The 17,712-nt window shown below is 61.3% G+C and carries 26 protein-coding genes and 1 pseudogene; 12 read left to right on the forward strand and 15 right to left on the reverse strand.

Features of this window, described 5'->3' with window-relative positions:
- Positions 1–25: 25 nt before the first annotated feature.
- The 3 genes from AC3G88_RS26365 to AC3G88_RS26375 all read right to left on the reverse strand — a co-directional run bounded on the left by AC3G88_RS26365 (position 26) and on the right by AC3G88_RS26375 (position 2,827).
- Entirely contained in the window at positions 26–940 is a 915-nt protein-coding gene (locus AC3G88_RS26365; protein ID WP_488894272.1) for an HAD-IC family P-type ATPase, read from the reverse strand.
- Positions 901–1,500 carry a P-type ATPase actuator domain-containing protein gene (locus AC3G88_RS26370; RefSeq protein ID WP_488894191.1) on the reverse strand — a complete coding sequence of 200 codons (600 nt, stop codon included), beginning with the start codon at positions 1,498–1,500 and terminating at the stop codon, positions 901–903. Before AC3G88_RS26370 ends, AC3G88_RS26365 begins: the two co-directional genes overlap by 40 nt.
- A 487-nt stretch (positions 1,501–1,987) precedes the next feature.
- Positions 1,988–2,827 (reverse strand): universal stress protein, encoded by an 840-nt coding sequence (locus AC3G88_RS26375; protein WP_488894192.1) that lies wholly within the window; start codon positions 2,825–2,827, stop codon positions 1,988–1,990.
- Between the two features lie 222 nt (positions 2,828–3,049).
- On the opposite strand from AC3G88_RS26375, the gene AC3G88_RS26380 reads away from it, so the two are divergent.
- On the forward strand, positions 3,050–3,595 hold the full coding sequence (locus AC3G88_RS26380) for an Hsp20/alpha crystallin family protein (RefSeq protein WP_488894193.1): 546 nt from the start codon (positions 3,050–3,052) through the stop codon (positions 3,593–3,595).
- Positions 3,596–3,981: 386 nt separating this feature from the next.
- Here AC3G88_RS26380 and AC3G88_RS26385 read toward each other — a convergent pair whose 3' ends face one another.
- The gene (locus tag AC3G88_RS26385; protein ID WP_488894194.1) at positions 3,982–4,218 is read right to left on the reverse strand and encodes a hypothetical protein; all 237 of its coding nucleotides are present in this window, start codon (positions 4,216–4,218) and stop codon (positions 3,982–3,984) included.
- Between the two features lie 258 nt (positions 4,219–4,476).
- Here AC3G88_RS26385 and AC3G88_RS26390 point away from each other — a divergent pair, with 258 nt between their 5' ends.
- From AC3G88_RS26390 to AC3G88_RS26400, 3 genes are all read left to right on the forward strand, one after another.
- Complete coding sequence (locus tag AC3G88_RS26390; RefSeq protein ID WP_488894273.1) at positions 4,477–4,590, forward strand: histidine kinase; 114 nt, start codon at positions 4,477–4,479, stop codon at positions 4,588–4,590.
- Positions 4,591–4,665: 75 nt separating this feature from the next.
- Positions 4,666–5,478, forward strand: coding sequence for an IS5 family transposase (locus tag AC3G88_RS26395; RefSeq protein ID WP_488894195.1), 813 nt, complete (start codon positions 4,666–4,668; stop codon positions 5,476–5,478).
- A 16-nt stretch (positions 5,479–5,494) separates the two neighbouring features.
- A complete protein-coding gene (locus AC3G88_RS26400) occupies positions 5,495–5,788 on the forward strand; it encodes a hypothetical protein (RefSeq protein WP_488894196.1) in 294 nt (97 codons plus the stop codon).
- A gap of 113 nt (positions 5,789–5,901) precedes the next feature.
- Here AC3G88_RS26400 and AC3G88_RS26405 read toward each other — a convergent pair whose 3' ends face one another.
- The gene (locus AC3G88_RS26405; RefSeq protein WP_488894197.1) at positions 5,902–6,225 is read right to left on the reverse strand and encodes a hypothetical protein; all 324 of its coding nucleotides are present in this window, start codon (positions 6,223–6,225) and stop codon (positions 5,902–5,904) included.
- Positions 6,226–6,378: 153 nt separating this feature from the next.
- On the opposite strand from AC3G88_RS26405, the gene AC3G88_RS26410 reads away from it, so the two are divergent.
- Positions 6,379–6,912 (forward strand): flavodoxin family protein, encoded by a 534-nt coding sequence (locus AC3G88_RS26410; protein WP_488894198.1) that lies wholly within the window; start codon positions 6,379–6,381, stop codon positions 6,910–6,912.
- A 166-nt stretch (positions 6,913–7,078) separates the two neighbouring features.
- Positions 7,079–7,723: a BON domain-containing protein gene (locus tag AC3G88_RS26415; protein ID WP_488894199.1), complete on the forward strand. Its 645-nt coding sequence runs from the start codon at positions 7,079–7,081 to the stop codon at positions 7,721–7,723.
- 62 nt (positions 7,724–7,785) lie between these two features.
- On the opposite strand, the gene AC3G88_RS26420 is transcribed toward AC3G88_RS26415, so the two are convergent.
- The 7 genes from AC3G88_RS26420 to AC3G88_RS26450 all read right to left on the reverse strand — a co-directional run bounded on the left by AC3G88_RS26420 (position 7,786) and on the right by AC3G88_RS26450 (position 11,344).
- A complete protein-coding gene (locus AC3G88_RS26420; RefSeq protein ID WP_488894200.1) occupies positions 7,786–8,034 on the reverse strand; it encodes a hypothetical protein in 249 nt (82 codons plus the stop codon).
- Between the two features lie 206 nt (positions 8,035–8,240).
- Positions 8,241–8,693: a universal stress protein gene (locus tag AC3G88_RS26425; RefSeq protein ID WP_488894201.1), complete on the reverse strand. Its 453-nt coding sequence runs from the start codon at positions 8,691–8,693 to the stop codon at positions 8,241–8,243.
- A 182-nt stretch (positions 8,694–8,875) separates the two neighbouring features.
- On the reverse strand, positions 8,876–9,307 hold the full coding sequence (locus AC3G88_RS26430) for a DUF6691 family protein (RefSeq protein WP_488894202.1): 432 nt from the start codon (positions 9,305–9,307) through the stop codon (positions 8,876–8,878).
- 1 nt (position 9,308) lies between these two features.
- Positions 9,309–9,743, reverse strand: coding sequence for a YeeE/YedE family protein (locus tag AC3G88_RS26435; RefSeq protein ID WP_488894203.1), 435 nt, complete (start codon positions 9,741–9,743; stop codon positions 9,309–9,311).
- A gap of 199 nt (positions 9,744–9,942) precedes the next feature.
- On the reverse strand, positions 9,943–10,383 hold the full coding sequence (locus AC3G88_RS26440; protein WP_488894204.1) for a universal stress protein: 441 nt from the start codon (positions 10,381–10,383) through the stop codon (positions 9,943–9,945).
- A gap of 248 nt (positions 10,384–10,631) precedes the next feature.
- Positions 10,632–10,976: a hypothetical protein gene (locus AC3G88_RS26445; RefSeq protein ID WP_092602817.1), complete on the reverse strand. Its 345-nt coding sequence runs from the start codon at positions 10,974–10,976 to the stop codon at positions 10,632–10,634.
- Between the two features lie 89 nt (positions 10,977–11,065).
- A complete protein-coding gene (locus AC3G88_RS26450; protein WP_488894205.1) occupies positions 11,066–11,344 on the reverse strand; it encodes a DUF1488 family protein in 279 nt (92 codons plus the stop codon).
- 301 nt (positions 11,345–11,645) lie between these two features.
- Here AC3G88_RS26450 and AC3G88_RS26455 point away from each other — a divergent pair, with 301 nt between their 5' ends.
- Positions 11,646–12,161, forward strand: a complete 516-nt coding sequence (locus AC3G88_RS26455) for a hypothetical protein (protein ID WP_488894206.1) — start codon at positions 11,646–11,648, stop codon at positions 12,159–12,161.
- Between the two features lie 127 nt (positions 12,162–12,288).
- On the opposite strand, the gene AC3G88_RS26460 is transcribed toward AC3G88_RS26455, so the two are convergent.
- The gene (locus tag AC3G88_RS26460) at positions 12,289–12,627 is read right to left on the reverse strand and encodes an ElaB/YgaM/YqjD family protein (protein ID WP_488894207.1); all 339 of its coding nucleotides are present in this window, start codon (positions 12,625–12,627) and stop codon (positions 12,289–12,291) included.
- A 415-nt stretch (positions 12,628–13,042) separates the two neighbouring features.
- On the opposite strand from AC3G88_RS26460, the gene AC3G88_RS26465 reads away from it, so the two are divergent.
- The 3 genes from AC3G88_RS26465 to AC3G88_RS26475 all read left to right on the forward strand — a co-directional run bounded on the left by AC3G88_RS26465 (position 13,043) and on the right by AC3G88_RS26475 (position 14,390).
- Positions 13,043–13,267: a hypothetical protein gene (locus AC3G88_RS26465; RefSeq protein ID WP_488894208.1), complete on the forward strand. Its 225-nt coding sequence runs from the start codon at positions 13,043–13,045 to the stop codon at positions 13,265–13,267.
- A 252-nt stretch (positions 13,268–13,519) separates the two neighbouring features.
- Positions 13,520–14,029, forward strand: coding sequence for a lecithin retinol acyltransferase family protein (locus AC3G88_RS26470; protein WP_488894209.1), 510 nt, complete (start codon positions 13,520–13,522; stop codon positions 14,027–14,029).
- Between the two features lie 52 nt (positions 14,030–14,081).
- On the forward strand, positions 14,082–14,390 hold the full coding sequence (locus AC3G88_RS26475; RefSeq protein WP_488894210.1) for a hypothetical protein: 309 nt from the start codon (positions 14,082–14,084) through the stop codon (positions 14,388–14,390).
- Positions 14,391–14,452: 62 nt separating this feature from the next.
- Here AC3G88_RS26475 and AC3G88_RS26480 read toward each other — a convergent pair whose 3' ends face one another.
- Positions 14,453–14,890: an Hsp20 family protein gene (locus AC3G88_RS26480; protein WP_488894211.1), complete on the reverse strand. Its 438-nt coding sequence runs from the start codon at positions 14,888–14,890 to the stop codon at positions 14,453–14,455.
- Positions 14,891–15,268: 378 nt separating this feature from the next.
- Here AC3G88_RS26480 and AC3G88_RS26485 point away from each other — a divergent pair, with 378 nt between their 5' ends.
- Together AC3G88_RS26485 and AC3G88_RS26490 are read left to right on the forward strand one after the other, a co-directional pair.
- Positions 15,269–16,393 (forward strand): PAS domain-containing sensor histidine kinase, encoded by a 1,125-nt coding sequence (locus tag AC3G88_RS26485; protein WP_488894212.1) that lies wholly within the window; start codon positions 15,269–15,271, stop codon positions 16,391–16,393.
- Positions 16,394–16,397: 4 nt separating this feature from the next.
- Entirely contained in the window at positions 16,398–17,042 is a 645-nt protein-coding gene (locus AC3G88_RS26490; protein ID WP_488894213.1) for a response regulator, read from the forward strand.
- A gap of 6 nt (positions 17,043–17,048) precedes the next feature.
- Here AC3G88_RS26490 and AC3G88_RS26495 read toward each other — a convergent pair.
- Positions 17,049–17,533 (reverse strand): annotated as a pseudogene (locus AC3G88_RS26495) (universal stress protein).
- Between the last annotated feature and the right edge of the window lie 179 nt (positions 17,534–17,712).

Below are 17,712 nucleotides of genomic sequence, written 5' to 3' on the forward strand. Positions count from 1 at the left end.
ATCACAGTGTGCCAGCATCGCAAGCTCACCCGGGTGTCAAGACGGCCTCCAGCGGGCCGTTACGATGATCCAGGCGGTCCACTAGGAGCACCACGTCCGCCACCTCCGAAGCCGAGGCCGCGCCGCGAGCGCCCATCGCGACGCCAACATCAGCGGCGGCCAGGGCAGGCGCATCGTTGACACCGTCTCCCACCATAATGACCAGCCCATCCTGCCGGGCGGCCCGAATCCGCTCGAGTTTCTGGGTCGGCGATTGTGTCGCATAGACCTCCTCAATACCTAGCATTGCCCCCAGGGCTTCCGCCAGATCCTGCCGGTCCCCTGTCAGCATGGCCTGTCGCGCAAATCCCTCGCGCCGCAAAAGCCGCAATGCACGAGGGGTCTCAGCCCGTATAGCATCCGCCAGTGCCAGGATGCCAACCAGTTGACCATCGACGGCCACGAACACCGCCGACATGCCGCCCATGCGGATACGCTGGTCTATCGCGCCGGCCCAGAGCGGCAGACTGGCATCACCGACCACATAGGCGCTGGAACCCATCCTGACCAAACGACCGTCGACAATCCCCTCGACACCTGCGCCCGCCTGCTCTTTCACACCCGCTGGCGTGGCAAGCGCCATGCCACGCTCGCGCGCGGTCGTCATCAGCGCATCGGAGATAACATGCGACGATCCCTGACCTAGCGATGCAGCAAGGCCGAGCAGCGTCTCGGTCGACTCGCCCGGCGCGCTAGCCATCTCGGCAAGCCGCGCCGCGCCGCGGGTAAGTGTGCCGGTCTTGTCGAAGAACAGGATGCTGGCGCGCGCCAGGCGTTCCATCGCGCCGCCGCCCTTCACCAGTACACCGTGGCTTGCGCAACGCGACAATCCGGACACCACGGCAACCGGTACACCCAGAATCAGCGGACACGGCGTGGCCACGACCAGTACCGCCAGCACGCGCAAGGCGTCTCCGCTCCATAGCCAACTGGCACCCGCGACGGCCAGCGCCACAACGTTAAGAACAAGGCATAACGATCGGCCAGGCGCGTCAGCGGGCTGCGTTCGGCCTGTGCCGCCGCGACCATACGCAGAATTCCGGCAAACATACTCTCCGACGCCGTGGCACGCGCAACCATTTCCAGCACGGACCCGGCGTTCAGCACACCGCTGCAAACGGCTTCCCCAGCAGCCCGCCGCTGGATTGTGGCCACTCCCGTCAGGGCAGATTCATCAAGATCGCCAGCGCAGGCCAACACACCGTCGACGGGCAGCACCTCGCCATGCCGCACCAGAAGCCGATCGCCTGGGCGAACCTCATTCACGCCCACGGACACCCAGTTGCCTTGTTCCTGTCGGATAGCCTGGCGAGGAGCATGCCGGAGCAATGCGGTCATCTCGCGTTGCGCGTAGTCTTCCAGCGCACGGCCACTGGCCAGCATCAGCGAGATAACGGCCGCCACGAGGAATTCGCCGAGGCTCAGCGCAACGACCACCGACGCCAGGGCCAGCAGCCACACCGGTTTCCTTGCGAAACACGGCCTTGGCGCTCGTGACGGCGAGCGCGATGACGTTGGGCAACGTCCCGAGCAGCCAGACGCCGTCGGCGATCCCCGAGCCACGCCCGCGCGACAAATCCACCCGCAAGCGTGACGGCCGAAAACACTGTTCCGGCGCTATTGACCATTCTGGCACCCGACATCCTGATCGTGCCCCCAGTACATGACAGCTCGCGCCTTCCTCAGCGCACACCATGCCTGGCTCACGCGCTAACAGCGACGGCCGGACGTTTTCCCTCTTCAAGATACATGGTGCGTGCCAACGTGCCAACGATTGTGTCTGCCATCCGCATCATGAGATTTACGCTACGAATCATTCGCATTTCGTCTTACACCTTCGCTGGACTTGCGGATCAACTGGACTGGCCTCCGTGCACATAATCTGAAATAGATCATGCGCTGGCTGCGCGCCGCCAGCCGGCCGTCCGCGAGGGCTGCGCACGGCGTGCTAGTGTGACAACAAGACCGGCGTCGTCATCGTGCGCAGCAGGGTCCGAGTGGCGCCGCCAAGCACGACTTCACGCATTCTCGCGTGACCATACGCGCCCATTACAAGCAGATCCGCATCCGAATCCGCAAGGCGGGACAGCAGCAGTTCGCCTGGCTCGGCATCGTTGTCCAGCATCGACTCCGAAAGGGTTGCATGAATGCCATGATCATGCAGCCACGCGACGGCATACTGGCCTGGCGAGCACCACGGATCTTCCCAACGATCCGGCGCCACGCATTGGACGATCTCGACGGAAGTGGCGCGCGCAAGAATCGGCAGGGCGTCGCGAATGGCACGCGCCGCCTCGCCCCTGCCATTCCACGCCACCACCACCCGCTGCCCTATCGTTGGGAACGACCCCGTGTGCGGCACCACCAGGACTGGACGTCCGCAGCGCAGGATGATCTCGTCGACCGCCTGGTGATCGCCAGACGCCATCCGGTCGGTGGGATCGGTCTGTCCCAATACGATCAAGTCGGCCAGCCGAGACGCCACAAGAACGGCCGACTGACTGCCCGACTCCGATTCACGCCATTCCGTCGTAATACCTACTCCGGAAGTCGCGCCCTCAAACGCAGTCCTTGCCGCCCTGCACGCCTGATCGTGCCAGGTGTTGAAAGACGCGAGATAGCGATCGCCATCTATCAAGCCCCGAATGTCATTGGGATCTGGCCGGGCGGTAGCGAACAAGCCAATGAGCCGTGCCCCATTGGCCAGAGCCAGTTGCGTGGAAAGGTGCACACGTTGATGCAGGTGTCGGCTGCCATCCAGGTGTACGAGGATCGTGGCGAAGTCCATGACGAAACACTCCTTCCAGGCTCCAGGCCTGCTGCCCGCACTGTATATGCCGGCAACCGCCACCACTTGCGATACGTCAAGCCAACACGTTCAGTGCCCGCAAAGCCTCACACGACGAGGCCTTGCATCCGAGGGCAGCGGGCCATTGATCTTTGTCAACGGGACGGGATGTACACCACCTAGCATGACATCGCCTTTCCCAATTTTTCAGGAGACGATGAAATGGCCGAAACAGAGAGCAAATTGCCTGTCACAAAGGACCAACAGGAAATGATGCAGTCCTGGATGCCGCGCGCGTGGCACCCCTTGGAAGGCCTGCGTCGCGAGGTTGATCGTCTGTTCCAGACCTTCGATCGAGACTTCAAGCTGACCTCGTTCCCCCGGCTGACGCAGGGCCTCGCATCCGCCATGCCCGACATGGGGTTGATGTTCTTGGCAGGTCCCGCCGTCGATTTCGTAGAAACCGACAAGGGCTACGAAATCACGATGGAATTGCCGGGACTTGATGAGAGGAGCATTGAAGTGAATTTGTCAAACGGAGGGCTCGTCGTCAAAGGCGAGAAGCGTGTCGAGAAGGAGGAAAAGAACAAAGACTATTTCCTCCATGAGCGCCACTACGGCTCGTTCGAGCGCGCATTCCGCGTGCCCGAGGGCGTCGACGTCGAGCAAATTGACGCAGCGTTCAAGAACGGCGTATTGACAGTGACCCTGCCGAAGACGGCCGAAGCCCAGAAGCCGGAGAAGAAGATCGCAATCAAGTCCGTATAACGCTTCTTGTTCGGGGCGGTCGCAACTTCTGCCAACGACGCCCGCCTTTTGGTGACAGACAGTTGTTCTGCCCCAGCGCATCGCACGTCGTTCATGCTGACGGCGGCGAAAAGCGATTTGCCCATGCCGAATAACGGGGGATCCCATGATTAAGCATCAAGCTACCGCAGAATAAATTCGTCGCGAGATACTGCGCCGGCTGCAAGATAATGCCGATCTCGGGGAGACATGCTGGGGATGCCAGATCCCTCTTCCCAAACAGACAATGACGGCCGGACAAGCCTGCAACTGGATGATCGACGCCTTCCCCGGCGTCAATGCGCCCTGCCTTGCACTGGTCGAGGCCGTCACGCGCGAGGTAATGCGGGAGTACGATCTAGCGGGAATCAGTCCAAAATCGTTTCTATTTGCTTTCCAACGCCCCCTTGCATACGCGGGCAGGCGTGCATATAAAGGCCGCCAACTTCAGTGACATCGAGATCGATCACAGATATCGATTGCTGGTCGAGGCTGTCAGTGATTATGCGATTTCCATGCTCGACGCCAGCGGCAATGTGACGAGTTGAAACCTCGGCGCCCAGAGAATCAAGGGGTTCACCTCCGACGAGATCATCGGCCGACATTTCTCGGTCTTCTGCACGAAGGAAGACCTGGGGGCCGGAAAACCGGTGCATTTGCTGTGCACAGCGGCAACCACGGGACGCGCACAGGACAAGGGCTGGCGCGTTTGAAAGGATGGCAGCCAGTCTTGGGCCGACGTTACCATCACCGCCGTGCGCAAACACGATGGGACACTTCTGGGCTACGCCAAGATCACGCAGGACCTCACTGCCCGGCACAGGCTATCGGAGTTGGAAGGCTCCGCGTCCACCTCGGCATTGGTGCAGCAGGCCAGGGAGAACGAGCAAAAGCGAATCGCGGGAGAACTGCATGACGACCTGGGTCAGCAAATCGTTGCCATGCAAATGACGGTCTCGCTCCTTAAGAAGCCCTAACAAAATGATCTTGCAGGGCTGTTAACTTCAGGTGATCTTTGTTAACCTTTGCGTTGTTTAGTCAGCGCAAAGGACATGGCAAAACCAATACTCGACGACGAACTGTGGGCACTCATCCAGCCACTGCTACCGCCTCCGAAAGCTCGGCGAGCTCGTTACCCCGGGCGCAAACCGCTGGACGACCGAGCCGTGCTCACGGGCATCCTTTTCGTCCTTCAGTCCGGCATTCCCTGGGAGATGCTGCCCCAGGAAATGGGATGTGGCTCCCGGCATGAGTTGCTGGCGACGTCTGCACGCATGGCAGAAAGCCGGCGTTTGGGACCGTTTGCACGAGGTACTCCTGGCCAAGCTGCGCGCAGCGGACCGCCTCGATTGGTCGCGTGCCGTCGTCGATTCCTCTTCCATCCGTGCTGTGGGGTCGGGTCAAAAACAGGACCCAACCCCACGGATCGCGCGCGACCAGGTTCAAAGCACCACCTCCTGACGGACGCGCAAGGCATTCCACTGTCACTGATACTGACTGGCGAGAACCGCAACGACATCACCCAACTGCTACCGCTGATCGAAGCGATTCCTCCGATCCGTGGCAAACGTGGCCGGCCCCTGTCAAAGCCCAGCATCGTCCAGGGTGATCGGGGATATGACCACGACAAGTACCGCAAACCTCTGCACGCCGCTGGCATTGCTACTGAGATAGCCCGTCGCGGCGAGCCGCACGGCAGTGGGCTTGACAAGACCCGCTGGGTCGTTGAACGAACCATCGCCTGGCTCCACAACTTCAAGCGATTGCGTGTGCGCTTCGAACGCCTCGCAATCATCCACGAAGCCTTTCTGAAAATGACCTGTTGCATCATCTGCTGGCGCCACCTCAGAAAGTCATTTTGTTAGAGCTTCTAAGGCCGACATGTCGTCAGCCAGTACCGAGCGCGCCAGCTCCGCTCAAGCCGAGGCGCTCGACGATATCAGCCATCGGCTCGAAAACATGACTTCCCCCGTGCGCATGATCGCGGCGAATCTGCGCCCCGCCCTCCTCGACGATCTCGGTCTGGATGCGGCAATCGACTGGATCGCGCATGAGGTGGAGCATCGTCACGGTCTACGGGTGCAATGCCAAATCGACGAGACGATCGGAATGGTGGACGAGCGGGCCGCGATAACGCTTTACCGAGTGGTGCGAAGCTCGATCTTGAAAAGATGACTTACAGCGCCGCCCGCCAGATCGATCCGGCGCAATCGCAGTCGCGGAGAAAGGAAAACAAAATGCCGTGGCGACATGCCTTTGCCAGCCCGATCGCGCCCGTCGATGCTCGCCTACTTGCTCTGTCCTTCCGAATACGGATCGAACTTCCCGGATCTCGCCACATCATCCGGTTGCGGGCGCTCGTCAGGGAATTTTTTCGCGCCGGAAGACGCCGTCTTCTCACGTACGCCGTCAGTGTAGGGATCGAACTTCCCAGAGCGTTGTGTCGATGACTTCTTGGCTTCCTTTGACGGTGCTGCGTTGCCCGTTGGCGCGTGTGCCCCGCCATAAAGATCGCCACCATCGGTGTAGTTCTTCTGCGCGTGCGCGGCGGATACGGCCAGCGAACCCATGACCACCGCAGCCATCGCACTCAGTGCAAGCTTTCGTTTCATCGCAACTCCTTACAAGAAAGTCTGTTCCTGCATTCAGCGTAGGAAACCTGACTGCCGGGACCTTGACACATATCAAGCGAGGAGAATCCGAGAGACCTAGCCTTGAGTTGGGAAGACTTGCATCCCAATGACCCCAACTACCGGTCACGCGCCATGAACGACATTGCTGTGCTTTTCTACTCTCGTAGCGGTACCACACGACTGGCTGCCCAAATGCTCGCCGATCGTCTGGACTGCCCCCTATTTGAAGTCGAGGACACAGTCAGTCGCGCTGGCTTCCGGGGCGACCTACGATGCGTCATCGACAACCTTCTGCGCCGGCACGTGCCCTATCGCTACGCCGGCCCACCCTTGTCCGAGTACGCAAACCTTGTCATTATGGCGCCCGTCTGGGTCGGTCATCTCGCCGCACCGATGCGCAGCTTTCTGAGGGATCAGCGCCCGTTAGGGCGCGGCGTGGCGGCCGCCGCCGTGATGGCCGCGCGCGGCGGGTTCCGCGCTACCGAGGAAATTGCCGAAGCACTGGGTCGTACTCCGCACCCCGTGATGGTGTTGTTGCAGCGTGATGTCATCAGCGGCGATGCACGCCCCGACATCGACGCATTTGCAACGGCGCTGATTTCCCAGCCGACAACCGATCCCGGTACCTCTCCGCGCCCTGCATGGCTGTCGCCAAACGAAGCCTAGCGCGCATGCCACCGCGGGAGGGCCGACAGTAATGAGCAAACTGCTGCCTTCCCGTCGCCGACGGGCTGATTTGTGCCACATCAAGGGCCATATGCAAGAGTCTTCTAGATTGACGCATGCAGGGCCATCGTTCGATGGCCCTGCATGACCGAGACAGGAGAATGGAATGAAAACTGACATGGAACTCAAGCAGCTTATCGATGAGGAGCTCGACTGGGATCCCCGCGTAGCTGCCGCCGGTATCGGTGTCGAAGTGCACCAGGGAATCGTGACCCTCTCCGGCCACGTTGGTACGTACGCGGAAAAGATTGCCGCGGAATCCGCCGCCGAGCGCATAAGCGGTGTCAAAGGTGTCGTGGTCAAACTTGAGGTGACGCCGAAGTCAACGCTGGGCGACGAAGCTGTCGCGCTGGCCGCACGTAATGCGTTGCAATGGTATGTGCATGTGCCTGCCGAGAATCTGCACGTGGAAATCGAAAAGGGCTGGATTACGCTCCGTGGCACCGTCCAATGGGGCTTTCAACGCCGTGCGGCGGAAAACGCGGTCAGCCATATCCGCGGCGTGGTTGGTGTATCGAACCTGATCCGTGTCGTGCCGAAGATCGTGCCCGAGGCAATCGAAGGAAAGATCGAATCCGCGCTTCGGCGTCATGCGGAACGTGAAGCCCATCACATCTCCATCAACGCAAACGCCGGCGTCGTCACGCTAGAAGGAACCGTCGACTCGCTGGCCGAGCGCCGAGCCGCTGCCGGCGCCGCATGGTCCGCACCAGGCGTTTCCGATGTCGTCAACAATCTCCGCATACGATAGCCGACATCCAACATGCCTTACGTCAATACCCCCTCGAAGACCGAATGCGTGCGTGTGCCCGCCTATTCTGGTTTGAGTCCTGTCTTGGCGCGCCCTCGTTTCCCGCTTCCGATGGATTGATTCCATTGGATCCGATGCTGCGTCGGCGATACTTTGACCATCAGGATCAGCCGCCACAGCCGGTGGCTCAAGCACGCACGCAGCCTTTGGGGAAACGTCAAGGCATTCAAGACAGCCTGCATCGCCGTGCGCGCGTCCTGGCTCGGCCAGTGCGACATACTGATGCGGATTCGCGGATTGGCAAGCGCCATCTCCGAGCCACAGCAGACGGAACACCCTGCAGGGCCGCCGCGGGCTACAGCCCGGTCATGATTCGATCAATATCGATACCACACGGGATTCTCCGCCAGTGACACCAGTCACGCCACCAGCGTGGCTGGTGCAAGAACTGGTCTGGCGCGGTCCAGATCGATCGCTCTTATTTGCAGCAGAAAAACTTGCAGCATAAAACCGACGGTTATCGCGAGGCTTCCCCTAGCGCCTCGCCGGGAGCAGTCTCATGCGTGCGCGGCGCCTCCCTGACCAGAAGCACCGGCACGGCGGAGGATCGCGCCAATGATTCGGCTACGCTCCCTAGAAATACGCGCCTCAGTCCGTGACGCCCGTGGGTGCCCACCACCACTACGTCGGCGTGCGATGCGTTGATCTGCTCCAAAATCTGCCCGGCGACATCACCCAGACAGATGATGTTATCGATCAATGTCGTCGTGCACTTTACGCCGGCCTGTTCGGCCGCGCCTGCAGCGTCGCGCAAGAGATTCTTACCGTACTCCAGCAGTTCCGGAATGATATCCGCCCGGATTCCGTAACCGCTGTCGTACTGCAAGAACGAGTAGTCAATTACGTGCACGACTTCTAGTTGCGCACGGCATGCCGCCGCGAGCCCGATCGCCTCAGTCAGCGCACGCATGGCGCAGGCGCCGCCGTCAACGGCGACAGAACATGGTGATACATCGACCGTCTCCCAATCCATTCGCCCGGGCATGATGGCCAGTGCTTTGCGTAACGACCTGTCAGTTTCGATTCTGGTATAGCAGGTCGACCTGTAGTTGATTTGTGTCAACCCACGTTCGACCTACGATCAGCCCACGCTCAAGCGCGCGCCACACGCGATTTCACCTGTTCGATAAGTTCGAACACCATCATCCCCGCCGGCATGGCTAGGACGAAACCGGCGGCCTTCGGATATCCCGCTCCCAACGCCACCAATGCGGGCCCAGGGCAGAAGCCCGCCAGCCCCCAGCCGATGCCGAAGGCGGCACTGCCAAGGATCAGGCGCCATGTGATCGACGTGCTGGAGGGCCACTGCATCGGTAATCCGAACCACGAACGTGCACGGCGCCGGGCGATCAGAAATCCGAGTGCGGCCAGCGAGATCGCACCGACCATGACAAAAGCGAGCGAAGGGTCCCACACGCCGGCAAGGTCCAGGAAGCCCAGGACCTTGGCAGGGTTCGCCATGCCCGACACCATCAGGCCGAGCCCAAATACCAGCCCAGCTACCCACGCAGTGATCGTGCCCATCTCAGGCTCCCAGCAAATGACGTTGTACGAAGACGGTCAGGAAGCCGGCTGCCATGAAGGTAAGCGTGCCGGAAATCGACCGTACCGAACCGCGCGAGATTCCGCACACGCCGTGCCCACTGGTACATCCGCTTGCGTATCGCGTGCCGATGCCCACGAGCAAGCCGGCCACCAGTACTTGGGTCCAGCCAGCCTCGATGCTGGCAACGGCAGGATGACCCGCCAGGCGGCCCAGCACCGGTGCGGCGAGCAGCCCCGCAAGGAAGGCAATGCGCCACGCCATGTCGCGGCGAGGCATGCCCAGCAATCCGCCCAGGATGCCGCTGATGCCGGCAATGCGGCCGTTGAAAAGAATCAGCACGGCCGCCGCCAAGCCGATAAGAAGCCCGCCCGCGAGCGACAGCGATGGGGTGAAGTGATCAAGATCCAGCATCATGGGTTTTCCTATTCGATATTTACTCCTGAACCGCGGACATCGGGAGGTGCGAGAGGTTCCGACAGGCGCAATCGGCTCGTGTCGACGACGGCCGGCGCGGGCCGCCAAGAATCTGTGGCAACGTCGAATTGTCGCTGCCCGATGCGCCCGGCAGGACCACGAACCGGCTTTACTGTCTGGCATCAGACATGCCATGTTATCAGCCGCGCGCGGCTTCACCTTTCACCAGAATGACAGGGCACGGCGCATGAGCGATGACACGGCCCGCCACGGAACCGACGATGGCATCGAAGAACGCACCCCGGCCGTGAGTACCCATCACAATCGCCGACGCATCGACGGATCGTGCAAATTCGACGATGCGTTCTGGCGCGAATCCAGTGAGCGCGTGCTGCTCGAACGATACGCCGCCGAGGTTCAGGATCTCGGCGGCCGAGCGCAATGTCCGGCTGCTTTCATCCGCGTGCCATTCTGCCAGGTCGGTCGCGCTGATGTATGACTTCACCTCGCCCGACACGTCCGGCATGCAATGAATCAGATGGACGATCAATGGTCCCTTCAGCAATTTTCCGGCGGCCACAAATTGCGCCGCCGCATCGCTGTACGTTGACCCATCAGCGGCAAGTACGATGGATTGCATTACAGACTCCTTGAATCGAGGACGGCAACACACTTGTTCGGCGCACAGCACTGAAAAGGACACTAACGCGACACGGTGATTCTAAAACCGGTGTACCCGCCCTTGTTTTGACAAGGTAAGCGATCTATCCTCCATCGATTTGGGCTGGATCAAGGAAAAGGTCTTTGTCCTTCGCAGAGTACGGGGAACGGCGTGATTGTTATCATCGCATTATCGGCATGTTCGAGCGGGTGCACCCGAGACCTATTTCAAGGGACAACAGGGTCGTCTTTCATCCTAACCAACGAATGCCGGCGAAGGATGCCTTGTTTGTCAAAGGACAGTACCAGGCTGTACTTGGCGCTCCAAGCGGCTTCCCTGCGCCGCATCGGGACATAACCCTGATGGTTGTGGTCAAGCTGATAAGTCAGGATGCGGCCATCTTCCCACACCGCGCTCGGCTCGGCCAATTTCATGTACACGTCCTCCCGGGTTGTGACGCCGTCCTGCAGGAATGTCAGAAGGTGTGGATCGCCTGGAGGATAGCTCGCGCAAGCGGTGAGGATCGCCAATAGGATGACAATGGCACGGCGACGGGCCCAGATAGTTTTCATCGTCAATCATCTCTTCGCAAGACGCTCGGCTTGGCTCGCTTGTGGTTTACCGCAACTCTCGCAACGTTCAAGATCCCGCTGTCTTGCAGTTACATGCCAAATCGAAAATGCCCGCTGTGCAGCAAGATGCTGTGGGCGCCGGTCATCTCGAACAGTCCGCGGGCCATCGTCTCGATGGCACCCTTGTGCTTCTGATAGGCCACGAACAGGTCTTCTGGCTGACATGATCGCGCACCGAAATGGTCCTCCAGAGCTTCGGCCGTAATGCCGTAGCACGCCGGCGCACCATCGACGTGCGCCTGGCACTGAAGGCTTGGGCCTGCGGAGCAGTAGGTGGGCAACATGACTGAAAACTCGATTGTGCTCATGATGTGTTCGGTGAAATGTCGCCGTACCCTGAGATGTCACCTTCCCTAGACTAGGCGTTGGCGGGATCGGTGATTTGATTCACCGCAAGGGCGGAAGCATCGCACCACGCCGCGCGTGGGTTGCGCGCCGCCTGTCCGGTAGTGGGCGACATCGAAGCCGTAACTGGCGCCGTTGGTGACAGCTCGCCCTGGCCCCTTATCGTTGCATGACAAATCGCCTTGCGCTGTATCAACTGCCACCGCCCATGCGGACATAAAGTAAAGTCCAACGCGGCAACGCAATCACAAAGCGGATTCGATCATGAGCTTCCTTGGCAGTCCCCGCTCCTGGGTCAACGTCATGATCCTCGCTGCCTTCACCGCATCGGCCGGAACGGCCGGCGCCCAAGCGTCTGCGTCTGCAAGCACGCCCAAGACCGCCCTGCAGCAGGGCGCCACCAGCATTCCGTACCTGTCGGGCGGCATCGGCGCCGACGATGTGGCCCGCATGCGCGCGCTCGCGCCGCAGTTCAACGTGCACCTGCGGTTCCAGGATCGGTCGGATGGCGCGTCGCTTGCGGACGTCAAGGTGCTGCTGCTCAATGCGCGACACGAACGCGTCCTGCGCGTGGTGAGCGAGGGGCCGCTGTTGTATATGCGGGTGCCGCCCGGCCAATACTATCTGGCGGCGGTGTACCAGGGCATCATCCAGGAACACGCGCTGATCGTTGGCCGCAAACCAGTAGATCTGACCATCTCGTTCACAATGAATAGCGAGGAAGGCACTTGGCAGTACTGCAAGCGCCAGGCCAACCTGTGCGAAGGCATCACCCCGTAAGTGCGTGGCACGTCGAGGGCGGATGACGAGGCGAACACATGCGGGCGCGGAATCGGCGGCAGCCTCGCTCTGCGGAACATGAACCGGCCGCCTTCAGACAAGCAAGCCGTCGGCTTCGGTGAAGAGATTAGTGGCGTCGGCTGCCCGCCAAGGTCGAAATGGCACCGATGGCGGCAGACAGCAAGGCCACCGTGCCGATGCACCGCCATGGGTGCTCATGCACGTAAGCGTCGGTGGCCTTTGTGAACTCGCGTGTACGCTGGCGCGCGCCTTCGCGCAGCATGCCCATGCGTTGACGGAAGTCTTCCACGCGTCTTTTCATATCGGCATGGGCCGCGGCCGAGCGGCCAGATGCTTCGCTGGCCACCTCGCGCAATAACGCTTGCGCATCGGCAACCAGAACGTTGAGATCATTGATCAGGGCATCGCGGTAGGCGGGAAGCGTGGCGTGCACATCGTCGTTCATCTTGCGTCTCCTTTGGGTCATGCATGGTTCGTTTGGCAATGCACGAAGCGTAGGTGGCAAGGGCGACCGAGAGTTGGGATAGATCAAGGAACATGTGGTGTCATGGATCGCGCCCGCGGTACTAGACGATGAAATCAGACATGTAACCGCAGAAGCTGGTCAGCGATGCACTGGAATGAGACCCGCCATCCTCGCGCGCCCGATCGGCGAGTCTCCGACGCCGGGTCCCCCGCCTACATGTTGGAAAGCTCGGATAGGCCAGGGCGAGGCAAGTCACGTGGCATCGTCGATGCGCCCCCCAATTGATCGTTATCAAACAGCTATGGGTTTTAGCGCACTAACGATTTGACAGTGGCTATCTTCACTAGGCAAAAGACGAGACACAAACAGTTGCCGCTGCCACCGGAGACATGCCATGTTGAGTGCCCATGAAATCGCCGCGTTGATGGTGCTGGGATCGCTGGGGTCGTGCCGCGATATCGATCCGCGCGATCTGGCCGCGCTTGCCACCCGCCGCTTGGTCGATATGGCCGACGCACCGACCGCGTCTCCCTCGGCGCACCTTACCCCGGCCGGGTATCAGGTCTTGGGTGCCATTCACCGCGCTTCGGGGGTGCGGTCGTTGCTGCGGATCGCGTAGCCATTGCGGCATCGGCGAATGCCGGCGCGAGTCAGGCAATCCTGACAGCCGTGCCAAGAAACCTGACGCGCCACACAGCGCCATTCCCACATTGCGCATCGTAATCAGGTGACGCGTTTGCCGGCATGCGCTGATATGTGCCAATACCCGGGCTGACCAATACTCCAGCCACACCCCGGCAACGCCGCGCGAATTCCATAAAGCAACAGGCCGCGCGTCCGTGCCCTCGGTGCCAACCGGCGGGAGATGGAAATGGACGATATGGACATCGCGCCAGCGGCAACCAACCGCGCGCCACAGACGCTGCGGGAAGGCTCGCACCTGGTCACGCCGCGACGCTGGTATCGCCATCATGGCATCTACATCGGCAACGGACAGGTGGTGCATTACGCGGGATTCAAGTCATTGCTGCGTCGAGGCCCCGTGGAATGCGCCACGCTCGAGGCCTTCGCCGACAGCCACGGTTTCGAGGTTGTCACTGTGCAGCAGCACGCCCGTTACAGCGGAGCTGATGTGGTCCGTCGCGCCACTTCGCGACTGGGCGAGGACACCTATCACCTGCTACGCAACAACTGCGAGCATTTCTGCAACTGGTGCGTACATGGCGCGTCCACCAGCTCGCAGGTTGAACGATTGGCACACGAGCCGCTTCGCGCCCTACTCGCTGCCGTGTGCCTACTGCATGCGTGGATGAGGGCGCGCGTGTACACCGGGCGCGGCGGCAACTTTCTTTCTAACCGTCATGGAGAGCAAACATCATGAACACCGTAAGCTACAACTATCGGGGCTTTCATGTCACCCTGCGTCCCGACCCGTGCACCCCGAGGTTCGCATCCTTTCGCGAGACGACGATATGGGCGTGTGCTTTACCCCGCGCTGGGGCCCATTGGCGCCGGTGGCCTCCGAAACCAAGCAGTGGCTGCAAGGCTACGCGGCCGGCCTGATCGACTGCGAACTCGCCGGAGGCTTCGGCATCCTGCTCCAGCGCGACGCTCAGCTAAGGCAAGAGCGCGGCGATTGTGTGGCGGCAGCCGGAGGCGGCCCGTGGTCTGACGCGGCTTCGACGCTCTTGCGCGGCCGGCTCGCACAGCTTCCCGCGCTCAGCGCGCCGATCAATCCTTGACCGAGCAGGTCAGCGAAAGCTGAATTGGAGCGGGGGCAACCGAGTTCATCGACTCTCATTCATTACTGCCTACGCTGCCGAACGGATCTGGATACGCTTCTGCGGCGTGGCTTCCTTCTTGGGCCGCACCGGCCGCAGAACACCGTCGGCGTAGGTGGCGTCAACTTTCGATTCGTCGATCGGCGTCCAACGTGAAGGCTCGGCGCATGGCGCCGCTGTAGCGCTCGTGGCGGATCACACGTTCGCCATCGCCGCTGCTCGGTCGTGCGCTCGACCCTGGCAGCAATCATGACCGTGCCGCGATCGACGTTGATATGGATGTCCTCGTGTTTCACACCGGGCAAGTCGGCGGTTATCGTGTAGCTGCCGTCTGAATCGGTCACATCGACCTTGAACACCATGCCGGCGTCGGCGGCGCCGAGGAACGCGCGCAGCATGCCCTGCATCATGTCGCTGCTCGGTTCGATGGAAAGCGGATCGTAATGTCTGAGGCTGGTCATCGTAGATTCCTTCATTCAACTGCCGGCAACTCCGGCTGTCCTTAGCATGGCAGTCCATGGCGACCGGCCCTTGCGTCGCGTCAAGCGCTGGGGCGCCAGTTTTTCAGATCAGCGTTTGATGAGACAACACGACCCGTCGTCTCGGCGAGGAATGTTTGGGGTCAGCCGCAGCAGAGTGCGGCGAGCACAATAAGTTATCTATAAAGCATACGCACGCCGATTAAGTGCGGTTATGTGGGCGGATGGGCGCCCGCATCCCTTGCGCCAGTCGCGCAGGCGTTACGCATCTTCTATATTTTGATTAGCAGACCACTGCCGCCTTAGGAAAAGAGGAAAATACGCCTTTCGGCATTAAGCATCCCTTAAGAGTGGCCCGACATGACCCAAGACACGCCCCTTCGCAGCGATGCGACGCACCTGTCCGCCCAGATCTCGGGCAACGAGGCGTGTTTGGCAGCCATCGTGCGGACTTCCATGGAGGCGATCATCTCGATCAACGAACAGCAGCAGATCGTGCTGTTCAACCCAATGGCCGAGGCGCTGTTTGGGATTGCCGCGCAAGATGCCATCGGTAAGACACTCGACCTCCTGCTGCCTGAGCGTTTTCGCTCGGCGCACACCCAGCACGTGCGCCGTTTCGGCGTGACTGGGGTCTCGGATCGGCAGATGGGCCTGCAGCGTACGCTCTATGCGCTGCGCCACGACGGTAGCGAATTTCCCATCGAAGCTTCCATCTCGCAGACGAACGACGGCCAGGGACGCAAGCTGTTCACCGTCATGCTGCGCGACATCACCGAGCGCGTGCGCGCAGAAGCCGCGTTGCGGCACTCGCGCGAGGAGCTGCAAGCGCTCTCCGATAGCATCCTGGCAAGCCGCGAGGAAGAAAAGCGCCGCGTCGCCCGCGAACTGCATGACGACATCGGGCAACGCCTGAGCGCGTTGAAGATGGACCTTGCCATGCTGGAGGGCGACCTGCGCGAAGCCGGCACGGCGTCGCATTGCCTGAGCCGCGCGGCGGCCATGCATGGCGGCATCGATGCCGCTATCGCCGCGGTCCGGCAGATTTCCGCGGACCTGCGCCCCGCTCTGCTCGACGAACTAGGGCTGGCTGCGGCGCTGGACTGGCTGAGCAAGGACTTCAGCGGCCGCTACGGCCTGACGATCGATCTGCGCGCTCCCGATCATCTTGACGTGAGTGAACAGGAGGCGACGGCGGTTTTCCGCATCGTGCAGGAGGCACTGAACAACGTCGTGCACCATGCGCAGGCCAATCGCGTGTGGATCGCCCTGGACCAGCACGCCGACGAACACGTGTTGCGGGTGCGGGACAACGGAAATGGCTGGGACGGCGCGCTACTCGACCACACGCGACGTTCGTTCGGACTGCTCGGCATTCGTGAGCGAACCCGGCTGCTAGGCGGAACCCTTGCGCTGACGCACGCGCCGGGGCATGGATTCGAGCTATGCCTGCGATTTCCCATGCGCGCTACTGAGGCGGAGTGAGACGATGATACGAGTAGTCATTGCCGACGATCACGCCGTGGTGCGCAACGGCTTGCGCCACATTCTGGAGCGCGAGGACGATGTGGAAGTGGTAGGCGAAGCTGCCAAGGGTTCCGAAGTGCCGCAGGTGTTGCGCGAGACGACGCCCGATGTGATCTTGCTGGACCTGTCGATGCCAGGGCGCAGCGGCCTGGAGTTGGTGCGGCATGTCCGCACCGATTATCCCGCGAGCCGGGTGCTGGTGCTGACCATGCATGCCGAGGAGCAGTACGTGGTACGGGCATTCCGCGCTGGTGCGGCCGGATACCTGACCAAGGACAGCGCCGCCAATGACCTTATTGCGGCCCTGCGCAAGGTAGCCATGGGGGGGACCTACGTCAGTCCCGAGATGGCGGAAAAACTCGCGCTTGGCGTCCAGGAGCAAACCGATGCGCCGCATGCCAGCCTATCTGACCGCGAGTTGGAGGTGTACCGACGCATCGTCAACGGCGAATCGCTGACCGAGATCGCCGAAGCGCTGTGCGTGAGCTCGAAAACCGTCAGCACCTACAAAATGCGGCTGCTGGAAAAGCTCCAGCTTCGCAGCGACGCCGCCCTGGTGCGGTACGCCATCGAGGCGAACCTGTTTCCCGGTGAATCGCCGCTCTAGTACCTGTCATCCCACGTGCCTGCGACGGCCGGCGGCCACGCTGCTTGCCTCCGCGCGAATCAGCAGCACAGGCTTGCTGGTCTGCGCCAGGACGCCTTCAGACACGCTGCCCATGATGACCCGCCGCATGCCGCGACGCCCATGCGTGCCCATGAGATCACGTCGGCCGGCCAGGTGTCCGCGCGCTCGACGATAGTCTCCGAGATGTTGCCACGGCCAAGCGGACGCTCCACAAGCTCCTTGATGCAGGTGACGCCGGCGTGAGCGCACCGCTCGGCGGCAAGGTCAAGTGCCCGTTCACCACCCTGCACAAGCTGGCTCAGTGCCATAGCGGTGTCCGCCGTGCCCGCGGCGTCGAACAATTCGCTGTCGTCCACTACATATAGCAGCTTGCTATTGGCACGGAACGCCCGCGCCATGCCAATGGCCTGGGTCATCGCCAGGTCGGCCGAATCGCCACCATCCACCGCCACCAAAATTCTCTCGTACATGATCGGGCTCCGCCTGCATCTTCTTGCTTCGAGACTACGTCGCTTCAGCCCATCGCACTTGATCTGCCGCAATGCCTTTGATCGATCGAGTCAGTCCGCTATTGATTGATTTTTCGCAACGGCTTCTTCACGTCATGGCATAGATTTGACGCGTGCCCAATGTTGTGGCATTGGCAAGG

The sequence above is a fragment of the Cupriavidus sp. 86D6 genome (assembly GCF_057815095.1).